Origin of the sequence: Xanthomonas campestris pv. phormiicola (assembly GCA_025666215.1) — a bacterium.
Classification (GTDB): domain Bacteria; phylum Pseudomonadota; class Gammaproteobacteria; order Xanthomonadales; family Xanthomonadaceae; genus Xanthomonas_A; species Xanthomonas_A campestris_A.
This window is the reverse complement of the sequence record CP102593.1, coordinates 142,613-162,559: the sequence shown is the minus strand read 5'-3', so window position 1 is coordinate 162,559 and position 19,947 is coordinate 142,613. Positions and strand designations below refer to the sequence as shown.

The window sequence follows — 19,947 nt, the reverse complement described above, 5'->3', positions numbered from 1 at the left end:
CTCGCCCGGGTCACGACGTGGCGATGCCCCTCTGCCGGCGATACCGGCTCAGTTCGTCACCGCCTTGCCTGGTTCGCCCTGCTTGGTCGGATAGGTCAGCAGGTAGAGAAGGACCAGGATGCCTGCGACCGGCGCCAGGCTGATCAGCTGCCACCAACAACGGGGCCAGAGGAAGTATCTGTTTGAAAGCATTTCCCCTGGCTCTGTATTTGCTGGCACGCGCCGTAGCCTAGCTAGGTCCGCCTCGCCTACCGGCATGGCGTTGAACACGGCCCTGCGCCATGCGAACCGTAGCGATTGACGCCTCCATCTCTGGCAGTCAATCCCCATGTGCTAATGTGGGTTTGTGTGTTTTTGGAGGCCTCCATGAGTCGGTTGACCATCGATCTCAGCGATCAGCAGCACCAGAGCCTCAAGGCGCTGGCCGCGTTGCAGGGCAAGACCATCAAGCAATACGCGCTCGAACGCTTGTTCCCCGGCGATGTTGACGCCGATCGGACGTGGCAGGAATTGAAAGCCGTGTTGGGAGGGCGCATTGACGAGGGACTTGCGGGCAAGGTGTCCGCCAAGAGCATTGGCGACATTCTCGATGAAGAACTGGCCGGGGGTCGCCGCGTTTGACCAAGCGCTACGTCCTCACCTAGGCGGCGGAGGCCGATCTGCGCGGGGTCGTCCGCTACACGATGCAACGCTGGGGAGAACCACAGGTTCGCCGGTACATCGCAGACCTGGAACAGGGCATTGCTCGCCTCGCAGAGGGTGAAGGACCTTTTAAGGAGCTAGGCGCGCTTTACCCGGCGCTGCGGGTGGCGCACTGCGCACACCACTACGTCTTCTGCTTGCCACGTGAGAACGCCCCGGCGTTGATCGTGGCGATCTTTCACGAACGCATGGACTTGATGGCTCGCCTGGCCGACAGGCTGTAGTTCCACTTCCGAGCCACCGTCGGGCCATCCAATCCGCTCCGCTTAGCCCGTGCCCCATCGCCCGAACCGGGCCGACATTTGCGGCCGCCGGCCGACTTCTCGCCGTGTCTACCAGCAGCCATGCACATGCGCTGCAGCCAGGATTTGGGGCGACTTGCCAAGTGGCATCGCGGTGGCGGATGACAGAAGCCTCTAGCGCGCTTCTGCCCCTGCATACGTTCCCGAGACGGCGCCAAGTGTCCGATTGTGGCCGAGGCCGTAGGCAACGTGCTCCCCCTTGAACGCCGTGCCTTCGAGTTTCCCAATATAGGAGTCGTAGCCGTCGCAGACTCCATTGACCAGCAGAAGTTCCAGGTTGTTGCCTTGGAGCTCGTACGCAGGCTTGCGGGTATACCCGGAGGGGTCTTCCAGTACCTTGGCCACCCTCCAGTCTCCGGAGAGACACGTTTTTGCCGGCGTATCGGTAAGACCGATTTTCAGCGTCCGCACCTGTCCCTTGTCCGACGACTCGACGAAGGTGATGACCCCGTGTTTCGGGGCGGCAAAGACGGCGCAGCCTGTCGCGACAGCGAACAGCGCGGGGAGGACGATGAACTTACGCATGCCGGATACCATCTGAGCGATCCTTTCCGCAGGGTGGCTGGTGTGGGTGTGCTATCGGCGCTCAAGTCAGAGAGCGGACGCGACAGGCGGATGGTAAGACGAAGCTTGAGGTCAGCGCGCATTTCTCCCGGCCGCCATCCACTGCCCGAGCGGTATGGCGATCGGCGCCAGCCCACCAATTACGTTGTCCGATTGACGCGTCGCCAGAGCGCACCACAGAATCCGCTCCCGCCCCACAGTGGGTTCGCTTCGCCGTTGCGCCTCATGCAGCACGCTCCCCCTGGCTACGACTGTCCGTTCTGCGGTATTGCCGCCACGCTGCCCTCGCCTGCGCCGGAATCGGCCGTTGTGCTGATGGATGCCAACGTGTTCGCCTTGGTGCCCACGCACCACTACGCCGGCATCCAAGGCAACTGCCTGGTGATCCCGCGTGGCCACTACGAGAACGTGCTGGACATGCCCGACGACCTGGGCCGCGAGGTCTTCCGCGCCACGCGGCGCCTGGCGCACGCGATGCTGGCGGCCTTCGGCTGCGAGGGCATCTCCACGCGCCAGCACAACGGGCCGGCCGGCAATCAGGATGTGTGGCACTACCACCTGCACGTGTTCCCGCGCTACGCGAACGACGGGCTGCATGCGGGGCAGAAGGTGCCCTACGCCCCCGAGCAGCGCATTGCGCTTGCCGCCCGTCTTCGGGCCGCGTTGCCGTAAGCGCGCTTTAGGCACCGGCTGCATTCCCCAATCTGGCTGCCGCCCTGCCGCGCTGCATCGAGGCGCAAAGGCTGACGGCCGCGCGGCCGAATAGTAAATAAATTTGCATTTCCGCTCGGGAAATGTAATTTAATCTTCCATGGCCAAGCGCACCCCACCTACCATGCCCCGTGCCCAGCGCCAGATCCGCGAGCTGGGCGAGCGCCTGCGCGCCGCGCGCCTGCGCCGGCAGATGACCCAGGCCGACCTCGCTGCCCGGGTGGGCGTGAGCGTGCCCACCGTGGGCAAACTCGAGCGCGGCGATCCGGCCCTCAGCCTGTCCACCATGTTGCGCGTGCTGACCGCGCTGGGCCTGGACAAGGACATCGACCTGCTGGCCCGGGACGATGAAGTGGGCCGCCAGTTGCAGGACAGCCAGCTGCGGCGCACGAACACGAAGCGGGAGCCCACGCCGTGAGCCGCGCTGCCAATGAGGTACAGGACCTCGGCCAGGTCGAGGTCTGGCTGGACGACGCCGCACTCGGCGGCCGCGCCCTGGTCGGCCACCTGAGCCGCCGGCAAAGCCGCACGGGCGACACGCTCCAGTTCCACTACACCGACAGTTGGGTGGACCAGGCCGCGCCGATCCGCGCCTTTGCGCTGGACCCGCAGCTGCCGCTGCACCGCCGCCCGTTGGTCGCGCGCGACGACGCCAGCGCGTTGACCGGCGCGTTCGTGGACTGCTCGCCCGATCGCTGGGGCAAGCGCCTGATGGACCGCCGCGAAGTCATCGATGCGCGCGAGCACAATCGCCGGGTGCGCGCGCTGCGCCCGTGGGACTACCTGATCGGCGTCAACGATGCGTCCCGGATGGGCGCGCTGCGCCTGCGCTCGCGCGACGGGCGTTATCTCGACGACCATGCGCTGGGCGCGCCGCCGATGACCGAGCTGCGCGCGCTGGAGGCCATTGCGGTGCGCGTGGAACGCGGCGACATCGACGACAGCGACCATGACATCCGATGGATCAAGCAACTGGTGGCGCCCGGCGCATCGCTGGGCGGCGCCAGGCCGAAGGCCAGCGTGCGCGACACCGATGGCACGCTGTGGCTGGCCAAGTTCCCCTCCAGCGACGATCGCCACGACGTGGGCCTGTGGGAATTCGTGACCTACCGGCTGTCGCTGGCGGCCGGGATCGCCATGCCTGCCGCACGCCAGCTCGCCCTGTCCGCGCTTGGCACCACGTACGCGGTACAGCGCTTCGACCGGGCCGGCACCGAGCGCCGCGCCTACGCGTCCGCCTTCACCCTGCTGGACGTGGACGACAGCGAGGGCAGCAGCTACGCCGATCTTGCCCATGCCATCGAGAACCACGGCGTGGCCTCGGCGATCGCCGACGACTTGCGGCAGCTGTTCCGCCGCGTGGCGTTCAATGTGCTGGTCGGCAACCGCGACGACCACCTGCGCAACCACGGATTCCTGCGCGAACCGGGCGGCTGGCGGCTGTCGCCGGCCTTCGACGTGAACCCCAATCCGAACAAGGACGCCCACGTGCTGGGCATCGGCCTGGACGATCCGACCCCCGACCTGCGGCTGCTGCTGGACACCTGCGCGTACTACCGCCTGCGCAAGACGCAGGCGGGCGAAATCATCGAGCAGGTCCGCACGGCCGTGCGCGGCTGGAAAGCGGAGGCCCGGCGCTGCGGCGCGCGCGGCGCGGAGATCGCGGCGATGGACGCGGTCATCGACACGGAACGCTGAGATGCCACGCAAGCATGCACTTCCACCCTTCCTCGCCGGCTCGGCCGTCACCGATGCTCTCTACGAGCGCTGACGGCGTGCCCCCTGGACTCTTGACCTTCCATACATCCGCAACGCCTCATCCTTGCCCGGACTTCAACACCGGAGCGCTGGAGATGACGAAGTGGATGGGTGCCGCGCTGGCCGCGGCGATGCTGATGGCCGGTTGCGCCAAGGTGGAGGGCGAGAAGTTCGTCGGCCACTGGGTCAATGTGGAATCGCAGGACGACACGATGGACATCGAGCGCAACGGCGAGTCCTTCATGGTGCGCAACACCACGCCGCGGTTCTTCAGCCGCAAGCCCAAGACCGAGAGCTACCCGGCCATCTACAAGGACGACGTGCTGCAGGTCTCCAACGACGGCGAAACGGTGAACTTCGCCATCGACCAGGCCAATGGCCACCTGCGCACCGGCAGCGACGAGTACCAGCGCATTCCGGCCAAGTGAGCGCGTCGCCCGGGCACTAGGTCTGGAAGGAACGCCGCGCCGCTGCCTCTCGGGCCGGCGCGGCGGCTCCACGCGTCGCGATGGAGCACCGTGCAACGGGCGTGCCTCGGGTAATGCGGCTAACTGCGCCGGGGCTCCATTTCTCCCCTCTCCCGTTCTTCGCTAAAGTAGGCCTGTCCCTATAACGGAGCACACCCATGCCCAACAGCATGAAAACCGAAGCCGAACAACTGGTGCGCAGCCTGCCGGAGCAGGCCAGTTGGGACGACCTGATGTACGAAATCTACGTTCGCCAGAAGATCGAACAAGGCTTGCGTGCAGCCGAAGAAGGTCGTGTAGTCCCGCATGATGAAGTCAGAAGGCGCTTCGCTCTCGACCGATGAACATCGTCTGGACCGAACCTGCCGTCGATTCCCTGCAAGCCATTCGCGACTATGTCGCCCACGACAGCGTTTTCTACGCCGACCTCTTCGTCAATCGCCTCATCGACGCAGCGGAGTCGCTGCAGGCGTTCCCCGAGCGCGGCCGAGAAGTGCCTGAGGCCGGTAATCCTGCAGTGCGCGAGTTGCTTTTCCAGAGTTACCGCATCATCTATCGCTCGCACGCGGCAGTTGTCGAAATTCTCGCCATCGTGCATGGCGCGCGCGACCTGTCGCTGATGCCCCGTCCGCCGTGGGAAGCCGGCTGATCTGTGCGATGAGAGTGTTTCCATAACTCTTGCGGCACGCGGATCAGATCAACGTTGTGGCTCACCCGAATAGGTTAGAACAATGCGCCTTGGACGGGGAACGGCTGGCCTTCTGTTTGAAGTGTTAACGACGGCGGTGCAGAAACCTGTTCCACCCTACCCAACCGCCACGCCAATCCCGAGATCCGCGCGGCGTGCCTTGCCAACGCGGCGCGCAGCACGGTTTCGCTGGCGGCCAAGTGCAGGCTCTGCCGCGCGCGGGTGATGCCGGTGTAGACCAGCTCGCGGCTGAGTACGCGGGCGTCGCGGTTGGGCAGTTGCAGCCAGACCTCGTCGAACTCGCTGCCCTGCGCCTTGTGCACGGTCATGGCGAAGGCGCTTTCGTGCGCGGGCAGCGCGGCGGGGTGGAAGCCGCGGACCTGGCCGTCGCCCTCGCCTTCGAACCAGGCGACCAGGGCGCCCTGCTTCTCTCTGAGGCAGATGCCGACGTCGCCGTTGAACAGGCCGTGGCGGTAGCTGTTCTCGGTGACCAGCAGCAGGCGGCCGTGGAACCAGGGCGAGGCCGCGCCGAGGCGGCGCGCGCCGGCGCCGCTGTCGGCCAGCAGTTGTTCGATGCGGGCGTTGAGGCCGCGCGCGCCCTGCGCGCCGGCGCGCACGGCGGTGAGCAGGCGCAGGCGCGCGGCGGCGCGCAGGGCGGCCGCCGGATCTTCGGCGTCGGCCAGGGCGCGCCAGTGCGCGAGCAGGGCGTCGCGGCGGATGGCGAGCGGGTCCTCGCTGTCTTCGTGGAAGTGCACGCCGGCCAGTTCGCCGCTGCGCAGCAGGGCCAGGGCGGTGTCGGCATCGCCGGCGCGTACGGCGTCGGCCAGCGGCGCGAGTTCGAAGCCCTGCGCCTGGCGGTAGCCGCGCAGCAGGTGCACGCGGTGGCCGGCGAGGCCGCCGCTGTGCGTGTCGCTGGAGGTGTGGCCGAGCAGCGGGTGCAGCGCTTGCGCGTCGTCCGGCTGCAGGGCGTCGCCGGGGCCGGCGGCCTGCAGGATGGCGGCGAGCACGTCGCCGGCTTCGACCGAGGGCAGCTGGTCGGCGTCGCCGAGCAGGATCAGTTGGGTGCCGTCGGCCACCGCTTCGACCAGTTTGCACATCAGCGGCAGGTCGACCATGGAGGCTTCGTCGACCACGATCAGGTCGAACGGCAGCGGGTTGTCGGCGTCGTGACGGAAGCGCGGCAGGTCGGGGATGACGCCGAGTAGGCGGTGCAGGGTGCTGGCGCCGGCCGGCAATGCGGCGGCCAGGGCCGGGTCGATGCCGTTGTCGAGCGCGCGTGTCACCGCCGCGCGCAGGCTCTCGGCCATGCGTTCGGCGGCGCGGCCTGTGGGGGCGGCCAGGGCGATACGCGGGGCGGCGGTCGCGGTGGCCTGCACTTGCGCGATGCGCAGCAGCAGCAGGCGCGCGATGGTGGTGGTCTTGCCGGTGCCGGGGCCGCCAGTGACCAGCAGCAGGGCGCGGCGCAGGGCCAACGCCGCGGCCTGGGCTTGGCGGTCGGTGGGTGGGTCGAGCGCGGACGTACCCTCACCCGCCCTTCGGGCACCCTCTCTCCCACGGGGACTTCCTTCAGTCGCCGATGGGAGAGGGGAAGCGCCTGCCTTCGGGAACAACTGGGCGAACAGTGGGGCGAGTGCGGCGACGTCGAAGGGCGGCAGCGGTTGCGCGGCGAGGCGGCGCAGGCCTTGCGCCAGGCGGCGCTCGTATTCGCGGTAGCGCCGCAGGTAGAGCAGGCCGTGTTCCAGGACCAGGGGGCAGTCGGCGGCGGCCGGCGCCTCGGGCGCGGGCTGGGCGATCCAGCGCGAAGCGGCCAGGGCGCGTTGCCAGTCGGCCGGATCGGGCAGCGTGGGCGGTGGGCCGTCGCGCGGGTCGAGCAGGACGTTGCCGCGCGCCGGGTCGAGGCCGGCGTGGCCGCTGGCGACGGCCAGGGACGCCAGGGCGGCGCCGGCCAGGACCAGGTCGGGGGTTTCTGCGTCCAGGCGGCTCAGGGTTTGGGCGAAGGCGTGGTCGAGGGTGCGCAGGGTGCCGCTGCGGTGCAGGGCGGCCAGGAGGTTGGGCTGGTTCACGGGGTGGGGGCTCCGTGGGCGGACGGACCCTCACCCCAACCCCTCTCCCGGGGGGAGAGGGGCTCAAGCGGAGCGCCGGCGAACTGAGTGTCCGCGGCTTCGACCTGGCGCTGGGCGAAGGCGTGGTCGAGGGTATGCGGGGTGCCGTTGCGGTGCAGGGCGGCCAGGAGGTTGGGCTGGTTCACGGGGTGGGGGCTCCGTGGGCGGACGGACCCTCACCCCAACCCCTCTCTCCCACGGGGACTTCCTGCGGTCGCCGAGGGGAGAGGGGCTCGAGCGGGGCGCCGGCGAAGAGGGCGTCGACGGACGCGACCAGGTCGGGGTCGAAACGCCAGGCGTGGACGCCCGGCGAGGGGTCGCGGGTGGCGTCCAGGCCGCGGCAGAACAGGTAGCGCACGCCGCCGAAGTCGCGGGCGTAGTCGTAGGCTTCGCCCAGGCGGAAACGCAGCCAGCGGTGCAGCGCGACGGTGTAGATCAGCGCCTGCAGTTCGTATTCGCTGTGCGCCATCGCCCGCGCCAGCGCGTCGGGGTCGTAGCTGGGCAGGCGGTTGGATTTGTAGTCGAGCACGTACCAGCGCCCGGCGTGCTGGTAGGTGAGATCGATCAGGCCGGTCATCAGCCCTTCCAGGCGCTGGCGCGCGCCGAACGCCTGGCGCTCGCCGACCACGCCGAAGCGGTGCAGCAGCGCCAGCAGCGCATCGACCCGGGTGGGGCGCATGGCGAAGTGGAATTCCATTTCGTTGCGGCGCTGCGGTTCGGGCACCGCGGCCAGGCGGGTGCCTTCGGGCAGCGCGACGGTCAGGGTGTGGCCGACCAGGGCGGTGAGCATGGCGGCGCCGTCCTCCAGTTCGTCCTGGGCGTAGCCGCCGCGTTGCAGGGCTTCGATCAGCGCCGCGGTCTGCCCGTCCGGCGCCGGCTGGCCGGGATGCCAATCGCGCCAGGCGGCGAAGTCGCAGCGTTCGAACACGTCGTGCATGGCCACGCCGAAACGGTTGCCGGTGAAGCGCCGGTCGAACGCTTCCACGTCCAGCGTCGTCGCGACGGCCTCGCTGGTGGACGGCTCGTCGCTGCCGCCGCTGCCGACCACGGTGGCGCTGGCCATCGGGTCGGGGGCGCTGCCGGCGTCGGCGTTGGCCAGCTGGGTGAAGCTGTACACCCACCACTCCGGCGCGACATGGCGCTGCGGCACGCGCGCCGGCGGCACCTGGATGGCGTCGGCCAGCGGCAGGCGCGGCAGGGTGGCCGGCGGCGGCGTGGCGTCGATGGCGATCGCGCCCTCGCCGGCGGCGGCCTGCAACGCGTCCAGGTCGCCGACCATCGCCGCCAGCGCGCTGCGCTCGTGCTGGTGGAACGGACCGGTGGCGATCCACAGCGCGTGCTCGGCGCGGGTCAGGCCGACGTAGAGCAGGCGTGCGTCCTCGGCGCGCTGTTCCTGTTTCCAGGCCGCTTCGACGGCGCTCCAGGCCGGGTCGTCCTTGCCGCCGCCCCACTTCGAGGTGTTCCAGTGCAGCTGGCGGCCGAGCGGCGGCGCGTGCACGACGCAGTGGCGGCCGGCGCCGCGCTCGCTGCGGCCGATGCCGATGTAGGGCAGGAACACCAGCGGATACTCCAGGCCCTTGCTCTTGTGCAGGGTCACGATCTGTACGCGGCGCGCGTCCGATTCCAGGCGCAGCTGCTGGGTTTCGTCGTTGTCGTCGGCATTGGCGATGCGCCGCGCCAGCCAATCCACCAGGCCGTGCGGGCCGAGCGCGCGGGTGTCGGCTTCCTGCAGCGCTTCGGCCAGCTGCAGGTAGTTGGTCAGGCGGCGCTCGCCATCGACCAGCGCCAGCAGGCGTTGCGCGTGCGCGGCGCCGAGGTCGCCGATCAGCGCCAGCGGCCCGCCGCGCTGCCAGCGCTCGCGCCAGTCCAGCGCCTGTTGCTGCCAGCTGCGGTGGCGGTCGCCGTTGTGTTCGAGCGCGGCGATCGCGGCGGCGTCTTCGCCGATCAATACCGTCGCCAGCGCCGCGCGCAGGCGGCTGTCGTCGCCCGGGTCGAGCAGCGCCTGCAGCAGGGTCAGCAGTTCCAGCGCTTCGTCGGTGGCGAACAGGCTCTGCCGGCCGGCGGCCACCGCGGGAATGCCGACCGCGCCCAGCGCCTGCTGGATGCGGGTGGCCTCGCCATGGCTGCGCACCAGCACCGCGATGTCGCCGGCCTGCACCGCGCGGCCGCCAAGCGTGGCGGTGCCGGCGCGGCCGCCGGCCAGCCAGTCGCGGATCGCGGCGACGCAGGCGGCGGTGCACAGCGCGCGCGCGCGGCCGGCGCTCCACGGTTTGGGCTTGCCTGCGGATGTGTTTTTGGCCGCAGACGCGGCCGGCGGCGGCGGCGGTTGCGGCGCGCGCCACAGCGTGAGCGCCGGGGCGGTGGCGCCGTCGCGCTGCAGCTCGGCGTCGTGGCGCTTGCTGCCGGGCTGCACCGGATGGAAGGCGATGCCGTCGGTCACGAACGCCTGCGCATAGCCGGCCTGCGCGTACAGCGCGTCGAGCGCCGCCAGCAGCGCGGGGCGCGAGCGGAAATTGTGGCCGAGCGGCGGCGCCGGTTCGGCGTTGGCGGCCGCGGCCAGGTAGGTCTGCACGTCGCCGCCGCGGAAGCCGTAGATGGCCTGCTTGGGATCGCCGATCACGAACAGCGCCGGTTCCAGCCCGGCCTCGCGCGCCAGCGCGCCTTCGCCGAACACGTTGGAGAAGATCGCCCATTGGCGGTCGTCGGTGTCCTGGAATTCGTCCACCAGCGCGATGGCGTATTGCGCGCGCAAGCGCCGCGCCAGCGGTTCGGCCTGCGCACTGTCGGGCCGCAACGCGTGTGCGACGCCATCGACCAGGTCGTCGTAGGTCTGCACGCGGCGCTGGCGCTTGAGCAAGGCCAGTCGCTTCACTGCATCGCCACGCAGCGCGTGCAGCAGGCGGATGCGGCGCCTGGCGTGCGCTTCCTCCAGCCGCGCCAGCGCAGCCAGATAACCACCGACCTCGTGCGTCATCGGCGAGGCCGGCGTGCGCCCGACGAATTTCTTGTTGGTGCCGGATGCCAGCTCCGCTGCCGTGAGCTTGATCAGCTTGGCATGCGGCGCGAGGCCCGCCGCAGGCGCGGCGGCGAAGCCGTCGCACCAATGCCAGAGCGATGCCAGCCATTCCGGCTTGTAGCTGACCTTGCTCAACACGCCGTCTTCGATGGCGGCGGCGAGCGCGTCGAAGAACGCGGTGCCGTGCGCGTGGAACGCGGCGGCGAGCGCGGCGGCCGCGTCCTGCACCTGCTGCGTGGCCGCGGCGACATCGTCGGCCAGCGCCGGTGCCGCCGGCAGCAGGTGCGGATGCCGCACCAGCTCGCGCAGGTCGCTGGCCAGCGCGTCGGGTCCACCCGGCCACAGCGCGACCAGGTCGTCGGCCATCGCTGCGTCGGCGGCGCGCTGACGCCACAGGTCGGCGGCGACTTCGCCGAGCAGGTCGCGCTCGTTGGCCAGCAGTTCCGGCGCGGCGAAGGTCTGGCCGCTCTCCAGCGCGTGCTCGCGCAGGACGCGCGCGCAGAAGCCGTGGATGGTGAAGATGGCGGCGAGGTCGATTTCCTCCACCGCTTGTTGCAGGCGGCGGCGCAGGGCGGCGGGGGTTTCTTCGCCGGCGGCCAGGTGTGCGGCGAGGATGGCGCGGGTGAGAACGACGTCGGGCGCTTCCTGCAGGAGTGGCTTCAGCCGCGACGGGTCGTCGGCGATCGCGGTCGGCAGCAGGTCTTCTGCGATTTCTGTCGCGGCTGAAGCCGCTCCTACAGAAGCAGCCGCAGGCACCAGCGTCGCCGCGAGCGCCAAACGCTCGCGGATGCGCCGGCGCAGTTCCTGGGTCGCGGCCTCGGTGAAGGTGACCGCCAGGATCTGGCCGATGCGCAGGCCGCGCTCGACCACCAGCCGGGTGAACAGCGTGGCCAGGGTGAAGGTCTTGCCGGTGCCGGCGCTGGCCTCGATCAGGCGCACGCCGTGCAGCGGCAGGCTCAGGTACGGGTCGTGCGCGGGAGCGCTCATTCGGCGTCCTCCTGCGCGCCGCGCCACTGCCGCCAGCTTTCGGCCAGCCGCGCCGGATCGAGCGCGCTGTCGGCGCTGCCGCGTTCCAGCAGGGAATACAGCGTGTGGCTGGTGGCGGCGAAGGCGGCGAAACGCTGCGCGTCGGCGAACGGATCGCGACCGCGGTGCACCAGACGCAGTTCCGGCGTGGCCGCTTCGCTCCAGCCGAAGCTGGCTTGCCACTGTGCGGCGGCGTCCTTGATCGCCTTGTCGAGGTCGTCGTTGCGCGCGGCCTGGTAATACTTCCAGCTGCTGTAGGGCGCGAACGCCAGCGACGCCTGCAGGCCCTGCCGGTACAGCCGCAGCAGGCCGGCCAGCGCCGCCTGCGCCTGCGCTGGCGACAGCGGTTCGGCCGCATTCGCGTCCATCGGATGCGGGCCGAGGCCGTCGTCGCCTTCGAAGAAACGCACGAACGGCGCGCGCTCGCCGGCGGCGCGCAGCAGCAGCCATTCCAGGCCGTGGCGGATCGCCGCGCGGCCGCCGATCGCGCCGACCTGCACCCGGCCCACGCCGTTGGCGTACCAGCCGGGCAGGCGGCCATGCAGGTCGGTGCCATCGAGGTGCAGCTGCAGCCGCTGCGATCGCGCCGGCGCGTCGCCACGCCATTGCGCGAACGCTTGCGCGTACGGGCGCAGCTGGCGCAGGCGTTCGTCGAGCAGGCGCCGGCCCAGCGGCCCGGACGGCAGCAGCGCGCGCGCGCGCAGGCGCGCATACAGCGCATCGGTGGCGCCGCTCAGCACCGCCTCCAGCACCTGTTGCTGCAAGTCGTGCTGTTCCAGGCCGCTGCCCGGCGCCAGCAACGGTTCCAGATCGCTGTCCTCGCCGGCCGGGTCGGGCAGGCGCAGCCCCAAGCGATGGCGCAGGAACTGCCCGGCCGGATCGGTGAACAGCCGGCGCAGGTCGTCGATCGAAATGCTCGTCGGCAGCGCCATGTCGTCCGCGGGCAACGCAGCGGCCACCCAAGGCGCCAGCGGCTGGCGCTGCCCGGCCAAACTGTCCACCGCCGGCCGCCATTGTCGGCGATAGCTGAAGCGGCGCGGATCGGCGCCGTCCTCGCCGAGCGCGCCGAACGCGGCGGCGGCGAACGGTTGCAGTGGGTGGCGCACCACGAGCTTTTTGATGGCTGTGGGATCGGCGTGGTACTGCGCAGCGCTGGCCAACAGTTCGCTCACCAACACCGACGGCTCGCGCACGCTGCCGTCGCGCGCATCGGCGCCGAGATAGCTGAGGTAGAACACGTCCTGCGCCGAGGCGAACAGCTGCAGGAACAGGAAGCGGTCGTCCTCGCGGGTGGAGCGGTCGCCGTGGCGGCGGCGCTCGCTGCCCAGTTCGGCGGTGAGGCGGTTGAGGCCGGCGGCCGGGTCGCGGCGCGGGAAGTCGCCGTCGTTCATGCCGAGCAGGCAGATCGCGCGGAACGGCAGCAGCCGCATCGGCACCATGCGGCCGAAGCTGATGCCGCCGGTGAGCAGCGGCGCGCGCGTGTCCGATTCGCCCAGCACCGCGGCGAAATGCGCGCGCACCACCTCGGCCGGCACCTTGCCGGCGTATTCGGCGCGCGCGGCGTCGCGGGCGAACTGGTCGATCACGCTGCGCAGCCGTTCCAGCGCGCGTTGCGCGCGCGGCGCCGACGGCGCCTGCGGGATCAACGCATCGAGCAGGCCGAGCAGGCATTCGCGCCACTCCGCCGGGGTCATCGGCTCGGCCAGCATGGCCTGGTGGCGGTCCAGCACGCGCAGCAGCCGCAGCAGCGTATCCAGCGCCAGCAGTGCGCTGCCTTCCAGCTGCGGCCATGGCGCCACGCCGGCGATATCGTCCTCGGCGCCGCTGGCGTGGCCGAGCAACAGCCGGTCCAGCGCGAAGCGCCAGGTGTAGGCGTCGTCGGCGGGCGCCTGGTGGTGGAACCGGTGCGCCGCATCCAGGCCCCAGCGCGCGCCGGCGGCGTGCAGCCAGCCGCGCAGGCGCTCCAGCCCGGTCTCGTCCAGCCCGGCGGCCTCGGCGATCGGCGCGCTGGCCAGCAGGTCGAGGATCTCGTGCAGGCCGAAGCGCGACAACGGCAGGCCGAGCAGGCTCAGGAACACTTCGGCCAGCGGCTCGCTGGCCAGCGGGCTGGCGTCGGCCAGCGCGTACGGCAGCGCGTCTTCGCGGCCGTGGCCGCCGAACACCGCGTCCAGGTACGGCACGTAGGGATCGATGTCCGGCGACAGCACCGCGATCTCGCGCGGCTGCAGCGGCGGGTCGAAGCGCGGATCGTCGAGCAGCGCGCGCAGTTGGTCGTGCAGCACCTGCAGCTCGCGCAGGCGGGTATGGCAGGCGTGGACCTGCAGGCTCGGGTCGGCCAGGTCCACCTGCGGCAGCGGCGCCGGCACGGCCGGCGCGCGGCGGTGGAACAGGTCGCTCTGCATGCGCCGCAGCAGGCTGTCGCCGAGGCCGCCGTCGGCCAGCGGGCGCTGGCCGGAGGCCAGCGGATCGGCGTAGACCGCGATCTCGGCCAGCGGATGCACCACTTCGTAGTCGCCGACCAGCGCCATGAAGTCGCGCCCGGCCGCGCCCCAGGCCTGCAGCAGCGGGTTTTCCTGCACCTGTTCGGCGAACAGGTCGATCGCGCCGTCCTCGCGGCGGCGCTGCCACAGCGTCTGCAGATCGCCCCAGTAGCCCTGGGTCGGCGTGGGCAGGTAGAAATGCAGCGTGCCCACCCGCGCCTGGGTGGCGAGCACGCGCAGCACGTCGGGCGAGATGTTGAGGATGGCGAAGGCGAACAGCCGTTTCGGCAGGCCCTGCGGCAACGGGCCGTCGGGTCGCGCGTAGCGGTCCAGGTACTGGCCGATGCGGCGCGCACGGTACTGGCGGCCGCTGGCGATCCTGCGCCACAAGCGCGCCTGTGGGTCGTCGGCGTCGGCGCCGCCTTCCCAGCGCAGCAGCCAGTCGCGGCGCCAGGCCTGGTATTTCTCGAACACGTTGCCCAGTTCGCCGGCCAGCGCCCAGGGCTTGAGCGCGTCGCCGTCGGCCAGGTAGCCGGCCAAGGGCGCCAGCGCCGCGTCGCTGCCGAGATCGGCCTGCAGCGCCGCGTACAGCCGCCACTGCGTGGTGGCCATGTCCAGATCGTCGGTGGCCGCGCCGAGGTTGGCGTCCAGCGCGCGCGCGACGAATTCGCCGGGGGTGAGGAATTCCAGATTGGCGGCGACGCCGTGTGCGGCGGCCAGCGTGGACTGCAGCCAGCGCCGCATCGCCACCTGCGGGATCAGCACTACCTCCGGCGCCAGCAGGGGCTGCTCCGGCACCGGCCGGCGCAGTTCCTCGGCGAGCAGGGCGGCCAGGGTATCCAGCGCGTTGGACGGGTACAGGCGGAAATCGGGCGCGGAAGGGGCGTGCATGCGTGCGGCATTGTGCCGGATGCGCGGGTGTGGCGTCGTTTGTGCGATGGTGGTGGCCTACGGTTGTTCCTTCTCCCATCGGGAGAAGGTGCCCCGCAGGGGCGGATGAGGGTACGAGCGCAGCCTCGTGTACCCAAACTCCGCGAGACGCTTCGCGCCGTACCCTCACCCCAACCCCTCTCCCTGGGGGAGAGGGGCTAGGGCTGCTCCCTTCTCCCACCGGGAGAAGGTGCCCCGCAGGGGCGGATGAGGGTACGGGCGCAGCCTCGTGTACCCAAACTCCGCGAGACGCTTCGCGCCGGACCCTCACCCCAACCCCTCTCCCGGTGGGAGAGGGGCTATACGTCAGTACTTCTTCTCGACGTTGAACATCCAGGTCTGGTCGCTGCCGCTGTCGCCGTCGGTCACGCCGCGGTACTCGACGCGGGTGGACAGGCCCTGCTCGGTGGTGAACACCGCGCCCAGCCCCAGCATCAGCCGGTTGCGGTCGAACACGCTCAGCCCGGTGCGGTACAGCGGGCCACCGTCGACCAGGTCGGCGTAGCTCAGCGTGGCGTCGCCGCGGCCCTGGAAGTCGCGCTGATATTCCACGCGCAGCTGCGGGGTGAACTGGCCCCAGCTCATCTCGCGACGCCACTCCAGGCGCAGGCCCAGGTTGCCGGTGGTGGTGGACACGTCCATGTCCGCATAGTGCAGCGCGTACGGCACCATCGCCGCTTCGCTGTACGCGTCCAGCCTGGCGCGGGCCATGTCCACACGGGCGTACGGCGTGATCTGCCAATCGCCATGCTGCAGGTCGGCGCCGGTGGATACCGAGCCGATCCACTGGCTGCCGTCGCGGCGGCCTTCGGCCAGTTCGCCGTTGCCGGTCACGTAGCGGCGCAGGTCGTAGGACAGCAGCTGGTAGCCGACCAACGTGTCGAAGAAGAAATGCCGGCCCGGGTGGAAGCTGGCATACAGCGCCAGCGTGTAGGCGCTGGCCTTGCTGCGGCTGCCGTTGTTGCCGACATCGCTGTCGTCGCGGCCCCAGCCCACGCCCGCACCCAGCGCCAGCGCATCCGACGCGCGGTAGTCGGCGCCCATGCTCAGGCCGTCGCTCTGGAAGTCCACGCCGGCACGCTGGCTCTGCTTGTCCAGGCTGCCGGAGCGGATCGCACCGCCCACCCACAGGCCGAGTTCGCCGTTGACCGCGGCCTTGCCGGTCGACGGCGGCGCCGCCGCATCGCCGGTGTCGGTATCCGCATCCCAGGTCGGCTGGCTGCACGGCTGTGCGCCCACGCCGCGTTCGGCTTCACGGCAATGCGACTGCGAGGTGGCCTGGAAGCTCAGGTTGTTGTCGAAGCCGCGATCGCCGCGATGGGTCGCCTCCAGCCGACGCTGGAAGTTGTCGATCTGCGCCTTGGCGAAGCGCCGGGTCGATTCGGCCTGCGCATCGATTAGCCCACGCGCTTCCGCATCCAGGCTCGGATCCGGACGCGGCGCGACCACGAACACGATGGCCGCTTCGGCCGACGTCGCATACGCGTTGGACAGGGTGAAGCGCACCGTGGCCTGGCCGGAGAACGCCGGGTTCGGGGTGAAGGTCATGATGAAGCTGGGGCCATCGGCCGCAGCCGCGGTCGGAACGCCCGCCGCCGCCGCGCCACCGCTGCGGGTGATGGTCGCGCTACCGGCATTGGCCGGCATGATCGCCACCAGCGCGGCGGCCACGAATGGCCCGCCGGTCGCGTTGCGGGTCAGGTCGACCGTTTGCGCTTCGCCGGGTACCGCCTGCGCCGTCGCCGAAACCGCAACCGGGCGCGCATTGACGGTGATGGTGACCGTGGCCGGCGCCGACGTGCCGCCGGCGCCGGTGGCGGTATAGCTCAGGGTGTCGGCGCCGACATAGCCGGCCGCCGGCGTGTAGACCAACTGCACGCCACTGACCACTGCGGTGCCGTGGGTCGGCGCGGTGGTCACCGCGATCGTGTCGATGCTGCCGGTGTCGTTGCCGGTCACCGCCAGCGTCAGCGCGGTATCGACCAGCGTACCGCCAGTGTCGTTCACCGCCACCGGTGCCGGCACCGCCGCGGCGATCGCCAGGGTGTAGGCCTGCGCGGCACCGAAGCCGCGCGCGTCGCTCACGCTGACGGTGAAGGCGGCGTTGCCGGCGGCGGTCGGCGTGCCCGCGAGCACGCCGGCGGCGGTCAGGGTGAGGCCGGCCGGCAAGGTGCCCGCGCTGATCGCATAGCTGTACGGCGCGGTGCCGCCACTGGCGCTCAGCGTCTGGCTGTAGGCGCTGCCGACCGTGCCGGCGGCCAGCGTCGGCGGCGCGATGACCAGCGTCGGCGAGGCGATGCTCAAGGTGTAGGCGTAACTCACCCGCGCGGCCACGCCGGCCGTGCTGTCGGTCGTGGTCACGGTGAAGGCGAAGCTGCCGGCCACGGTCGGGGTGCCGGACAGCGCGCCGCCCGTGGTCAGGGTCAACCCGGCCGGCAACGCGCCGGCGCTGACGGCGAAGGAGTAGGGCGCGGTGCCGCCGCTGGCGCTCAGCGTCTGGCTGTAGGCGCTGCCGGCGGTACCGGCCGGCAGCGTCGGCGGCGCGATGGTCAGCGTCGGCGAGGCGATCGCCAGCGTATACGCCTGCGCGGCACTGAAGCCGTGCGCGTCGGTGACGCTGACGGTGAAGGCGAAGCTGCCGGCGACGGTCGGGGTGCCGGACAGCACCCCGCCGGTGGCCAGGGTCATGCCAGCCGGCAACGCGCCGGCGCTGATCACGTAGCCGTACGGCGCGGTGCCGCCGCTCGCGCTCAGGGTCTGGCTGTAGGCCGTGCCGATGGCGCCGGCCGGCAAGGTCGGCGGCGCGATGGCCAGCGTCGGCGACACGATGCTCAGGCTGTAGCTCTGGCTCGCCTGGCCGGCGGTGCCGGTGGTGCTGTCGGTCGCGGTCAGGGTGAAGGCGAAGCTGCCGGCCACGGTGGGGGTGCCGCTGAGCGCACCGGTCGCGCTGTTGACGGTGACCCCGGCCGGCAACGCGCCGGCGCTGAGCGTATAGGTGTACGGCGCGATGCCGCCGGTCGCCGGGTTGATCGCGGCCGTATACGCCTGGCCGGCGGTGCCGCCCGCCAGGGTGGTGGCCGGCAGGGCGATCGTCGGGCTGGCCACGGTCAGCGTGTAGGCGCGGCTGCCGCTGGTGGGGCTGCTGCCGCTGTCGGTGGCGGTCGCGGTGAAGTTGAAGCTGCCGCTGGACGTCGGGGTGCCGGACAGCACGCCGCCCGGGCTCAACTGCACTCCGACCGGCAACGTACCGGCGCTGACGGCGAAGCTGTACGGCGCGGTGCCGCCGCTGGCGCTCAGGGTCTGGCTGTAGGCGCTGCCTGCGGTCGCCGCCGGCAGCGAGGCCGGGTTGACCGTCACCACCGCATCGTCGTTGAGGATGGTGCCGGTGCCGGTGGCCGTGGCGATGCTCGCGTTGCTGGCGCCGGACAGGCCGACGCTGAAGGTTTCGTTGGGCTCGACCGCGGTGTCGCCGTTGACGGTGATCGCAACGCCCTGCGCGGTGACGCCCGGCGCGAAGGTCAGCGTCCCGGAGCGCGCGACATAGTCGCTGCCGGCGGTGGCGCTGCCGTCGGCGGTGGCGTAGTTGACCGACACGGTCTGGCCGCTGGCCGCGCTCAGGCTCACCGTGAAGGTGGCCGTGGTGGTACCGCTGTTGCCTTCGTTGACGCTGACGTCGTCGATCGACAACGCCGGCTGCGCATCGTCGTTGACGATGGTGCCCTGGCCCTGCGCATCGGCGACGGTGGCGCCGGTGACGTTGCTGACGTTGACGAAGAAGGTCTCGTTGGGTTCGTTGAGCGTGTCGCCGTTGACCAGCACGGTGAAGGTCGCGCTGCTGCTGCCGGCGGGGATGGTCTGCCCGGTCAGGCTGGCGGCGACGTAGTCCACGCCCGCGGTGGCGGTGCCGTCGGCGGTGGCGATGTCGAAGCTGACGCCGCCGGCGCCGGCCGGCTGGCTCAGCGAGACGGTGAAGGTCGCGTTGCTGGTGCCGGCGTCGCCTTCGCTCAGGGAGACGTCGTTGATCGACAGCGACGGCTGGTCGTCGTTGAGGATGGTGCCGGTGGCGCTGTTCGGCGAACCCACGCTGTAGCCGCTGCCCGCGGCGAGGCTGATCACCACGGTCTCGTCGTCTTCGACGGTGCTGTCGGCGGTCGGATTGATGGTGATGGTGCCGCTGGTCTGGCCGGCGGCGATCACCAGCGGCGAACTCACGGCCGCGTAGTCGGTGCCCGAGGTCGCGGTGCCGCCGACGCTGAAGGCCACCGACACCGCGCTCTGCGCGGCCTGGTCGAGCGTGACGGTGTAGGTGAGATTGGTGGCGCCGTCCTCGGCCACGCTGGAGGGCGACACCGTGATCGACGCGGTGGGCAGGTCGTCGTTGAGGATGGTCGCGGTCGCGCTGGACGGATTGCCGATGCCATAACCGCTGCCGCTGGCCACATTGAACACGACCGTCTCGTCGGCCTCCACCGTGGTGTCGGCGACCGGGGTGACATTGAAGCTGACCGAAGCGGTATTGGCGGGCACCACGACGCTGGTCACCGCACCCGTGTAGTCGGTACCGCTGGTCGCGGTGCCGCTGCGGGTGAGGTTCACCGTGGTCGCCGAACTGCTGGTCTGACTCAGGGTCACCGTGTAGGTGAAGACGGTGCCGCTGTCTTCGTTGGCGCTGGACGGCGAGACCGCGATGCTGGCGCTGATCGCAGGGTTGATGGTGATGTTGAAAACTACCTGGCCGTTGTCCTGGTCCAATAGATAGAACGAGTCCGAGGTCGCACCATCGCCGTTGTTGGTATAGGTCACCCGTTCGGTGCCGGCGACATCGAGCTGACCGGTGAGGGAGTACGTGCCATGCGACGGCTGCGCGCCGTCGGCCATGCCAAAGTTACTGGGGCCGTCGCAGCCGCTGACGTCGAAGGTCACCGAGCCGCCCGAGTTCACGGTCGCCGTCTGAGGCGTCGTGCAATACGGTCCGGCAGCCAGACAGACTTGCGACATCGCCAGACACAACAGCGCCATCAGCCAGCGCAAGGTCAGGCGCACGCCGCTCGACGCGGTGCATTTCGTAGACATATTTCGATTCCCCCAAAACGCGCCACCCCATGGGCGCTGGCAGCCATCCTGGTGCCTCGGACAACGCGGAATATCGACCGCATAAGGATCGGCATGCGCGTTGCGCGACTATTGAAACAACAAGTGAT

General features: G+C 70.6%; 14 protein-coding genes. 8 read left to right on the top strand and 6 right to left on the bottom strand.

What is annotated here, in order from left to right; genetic code table 11:
* Nucleotides 1–48: 48 nt before the first annotated feature.
* Nucleotides 49–192 (bottom strand): hypothetical protein, encoded by a 144-nt coding sequence (locus tag NRY95_00730; GenBank protein ID UYC16547.1) that lies wholly within the window; start codon nucleotides 190–192, stop codon nucleotides 49–51.
* Nucleotides 193–366: 174 nt separating this feature from the next.
* Here NRY95_00730 and NRY95_00725 point away from each other — a divergent pair, with 174 nt between their 5' ends.
* Together NRY95_00725 and NRY95_00720 are read left to right on the top strand one after the other, a co-directional pair.
* Nucleotides 367–621: an antitoxin gene (locus tag NRY95_00725; protein ID UYC16546.1), complete on the top strand. Its 255-nt coding sequence runs from the start codon at nucleotides 367–369 to the stop codon at nucleotides 619–621.
* 62 nt (nucleotides 622–683) lie between these two features.
* Nucleotides 684–926, top strand: a complete 243-nt coding sequence (locus tag NRY95_00720; GenBank protein UYC16545.1) for a type II toxin-antitoxin system RelE/ParE family toxin — start codon at nucleotides 684–686, stop codon at nucleotides 924–926.
* A gap of 192 nt (nucleotides 927–1,118) precedes the next feature.
* Here the strand turns inward: NRY95_00720 and NRY95_00715 are convergent, their stop codons facing one another.
* Nucleotides 1,119–1,529: a hypothetical protein gene (locus tag NRY95_00715; GenBank protein UYC16544.1), complete on the bottom strand. Its 411-nt coding sequence runs from the start codon at nucleotides 1,527–1,529 to the stop codon at nucleotides 1,119–1,121.
* 264 nt (nucleotides 1,530–1,793) lie between these two features.
* Between NRY95_00715 and NRY95_00710 the strand changes: the two genes are divergently transcribed.
* The 6 genes from NRY95_00710 to NRY95_00685 all read left to right on the top strand — a co-directional run bounded on the left by NRY95_00710 (nucleotide 1,794) and on the right by NRY95_00685 (nucleotide 5,153).
* Nucleotides 1,794–2,240 carry an HIT family protein gene (locus NRY95_00710; protein ID UYC16543.1) on the top strand — a complete coding sequence of 149 codons (447 nt, stop codon included), beginning with the start codon at nucleotides 1,794–1,796 and terminating at the stop codon, nucleotides 2,238–2,240.
* 139 nt (nucleotides 2,241–2,379) lie between these two features.
* Entirely contained in the window at nucleotides 2,380–2,697 is a 318-nt protein-coding gene (locus tag NRY95_00705; GenBank protein ID UYC16542.1) for a helix-turn-helix domain-containing protein, read from the top strand.
* Complete coding sequence (locus tag NRY95_00700) at nucleotides 2,694–3,977, top strand: type II toxin-antitoxin system HipA family toxin (protein UYC16541.1); 1,284 nt, start codon at nucleotides 2,694–2,696, stop codon at nucleotides 3,975–3,977. Before NRY95_00705 ends, NRY95_00700 begins: the two co-directional genes overlap by 4 nt.
* A gap of 155 nt (nucleotides 3,978–4,132) precedes the next feature.
* Entirely contained in the window at nucleotides 4,133–4,465 is a 333-nt protein-coding gene (locus NRY95_00695; GenBank protein ID UYC16540.1) for a hypothetical protein, read from the top strand.
* A 197-nt stretch (nucleotides 4,466–4,662) separates the two neighbouring features.
* On the top strand, nucleotides 4,663–4,848 hold the full coding sequence (locus tag NRY95_00690; GenBank protein UYC16539.1) for a hypothetical protein: 186 nt from the start codon (nucleotides 4,663–4,665) through the stop codon (nucleotides 4,846–4,848).
* Nucleotides 4,845–5,153 (top strand): type II toxin-antitoxin system RelE/ParE family toxin, encoded by a 309-nt coding sequence (locus NRY95_00685; GenBank protein ID UYC16538.1) that lies wholly within the window; start codon nucleotides 4,845–4,847, stop codon nucleotides 5,151–5,153. Before NRY95_00690 ends, NRY95_00685 begins: the two co-directional genes overlap by 4 nt.
* A gap of 74 nt (nucleotides 5,154–5,227) precedes the next feature.
* Here the strand turns inward: NRY95_00685 and recD are convergent, their stop codons facing one another.
* The 4 genes from recD to NRY95_00665 form a co-directional block, all read right to left on the bottom strand.
* Complete coding sequence (recD, locus tag NRY95_00680) at nucleotides 5,228–7,255, bottom strand: exodeoxyribonuclease V subunit alpha (protein ID UYC16537.1); 2,028 nt, start codon at nucleotides 7,253–7,255, stop codon at nucleotides 5,228–5,230.
* Nucleotides 7,256–7,436: 181 nt separating this feature from the next.
* Nucleotides 7,437–11,297 carry an exodeoxyribonuclease V subunit beta gene (recB, locus tag NRY95_00675; protein ID UYC16536.1) on the bottom strand — a complete coding sequence of 1,287 codons (3,861 nt, stop codon included), beginning with the start codon at nucleotides 11,295–11,297 and terminating at the stop codon, nucleotides 7,437–7,439.
* Nucleotides 11,294–14,707, bottom strand: coding sequence for an exodeoxyribonuclease V subunit gamma (recC, locus tag NRY95_00670; GenBank protein UYC16535.1), 3,414 nt, complete (start codon nucleotides 14,705–14,707; stop codon nucleotides 11,294–11,296). The genes recB and recC overlap by 4 nt, the downstream gene beginning before the upstream one ends.
* A 345-nt stretch (nucleotides 14,708–15,052) precedes the next feature.
* A complete protein-coding gene (locus NRY95_00665) occupies nucleotides 15,053–19,783 on the bottom strand; it encodes a putative Ig domain-containing protein (protein UYC18675.1) in 4,731 nt (1,576 codons plus the stop codon).
* Nucleotides 19,784–19,947: the final 164 nt, after the last annotated feature.

Coding starts and splice junctions, on each gene's coding strand:
- NRY95_00705 (UYC16542.1), top strand. CDS start 2,380: ATGGCCAAGCGCACCCCACCTACCATGCCCCGTGCCCAGCGCCAGATC.
- NRY95_00725 (UYC16546.1), top strand. CDS start 367: ATGAGTCGGTTGACCATCGATCTCAGCGATCAGCAGCACCAGAGCCTC.
- recC (UYC16535.1), bottom strand. CDS start 14,707: ATGCACGCCCCTTCCGCGCCCGATTTCCGCCTGTACCCGTCCAACGCG.
- NRY95_00710 (UYC16543.1), top strand. CDS start 1,794: ATGCAGCACGCTCCCCCTGGCTACGACTGTCCGTTCTGCGGTATTGCC.
- NRY95_00690 (UYC16539.1), top strand. CDS start 4,663: ATGCCCAACAGCATGAAAACCGAAGCCGAACAACTGGTGCGCAGCCTG.
- NRY95_00685 (UYC16538.1), top strand. CDS start 4,845: ATGAACATCGTCTGGACCGAACCTGCCGTCGATTCCCTGCAAGCCATT.
- recB (UYC16536.1), bottom strand. CDS start 11,297: ATGAGCGCTCCCGCGCACGACCCGTACCTGAGCCTGCCGCTGCACGGC.
- NRY95_00730 (UYC16547.1), bottom strand. CDS start 192: ATGCTTTCAAACAGATACTTCCTCTGGCCCCGTTGTTGGTGGCAGCTG.
- NRY95_00720 (UYC16545.1), top strand. CDS start 684: ATGCAACGCTGGGGAGAACCACAGGTTCGCCGGTACATCGCAGACCTG.
- NRY95_00715 (UYC16544.1), bottom strand. CDS start 1,529: ATGCGTAAGTTCATCGTCCTCCCCGCGCTGTTCGCTGTCGCGACAGGC.
- NRY95_00695 (UYC16540.1), top strand. CDS start 4,133: ATGACGAAGTGGATGGGTGCCGCGCTGGCCGCGGCGATGCTGATGGCC.